Below are 656 nucleotides of genomic sequence, written 5' to 3'. Positions count from 1 at the left end.
GGGACGACAGTGACGGTCAGCATCGTGAGCCGGACGGCGTTGCTGAAGTCCCAGTCCAGTGTGAGTCCGGAAGCCTGCTGGACGAGGTCGGACTCGAGTATCGGCACACCCGGGTTGTGTACCAGCGAGTTCCTGACCACATCCACGGCGTGCTCGGCCTGTTGGGCCGACAGTCCGCGTGACTCGGCGTCGGCCAGCCACTCCCGGCGGAAGAAGACGTTGAACAACAGGATGTAAACCGTTGGGCCCAGGGCGTAGCCGGCTGTCCCGAAGGTCGAACGCGCGGCCGACACCGACCCGGCGTTGTCCGGCGCCGCGTAGGACAGGGTCGTGTCGGCGGCCGGGGTGGACGTCAGGTCTGCGCCGAGGTTGAGCAAGAACGTCACCAGCACCAGCACCCACAACGCCATCGTCGGCGAGGCGCCGATCGCCATCACCACTCCACTGGCGGCCAGCACCAGCAGACCGGCAATCAACACCGGGCGAGCGCTGTACTTGGCGACCAGATGCCCGGCCAGGATGCTCACCGCCGCCAGGAGCAGGGTGCCCGGCAGATACACCAAGCCGATCGTCCTTGCCGACAGTCCCAGGATCAGTTCGCCGAACTGGCCCAGCACAACACTGAAACCCCCGCTCAGAAAGCCGATGGTCAACAC

Annotated in this window: 1 protein-coding gene; it reads right to left on the bottom strand. The window is 66.0% G+C overall.

Annotated features, from left to right (window positions below; genetic code table 11):
- The coding region (locus JDV09_RS26435) for an MFS transporter (protein WP_221372089.1) at nucleotides 1–656 on the bottom strand (656 nt) is incomplete at both ends.

The organism is Mycolicibacterium xanthum (genome assembly GCF_019710635.1).
Classification (GTDB): domain Bacteria; phylum Actinomycetota; class Actinomycetes; order Mycobacteriales; family Mycobacteriaceae; genus Mycobacterium; species Mycobacterium xanthum.
Note: the sequence above shows the minus strand (reverse complement) of the source record. Positions and strands in the feature narration are given on the sequence as shown.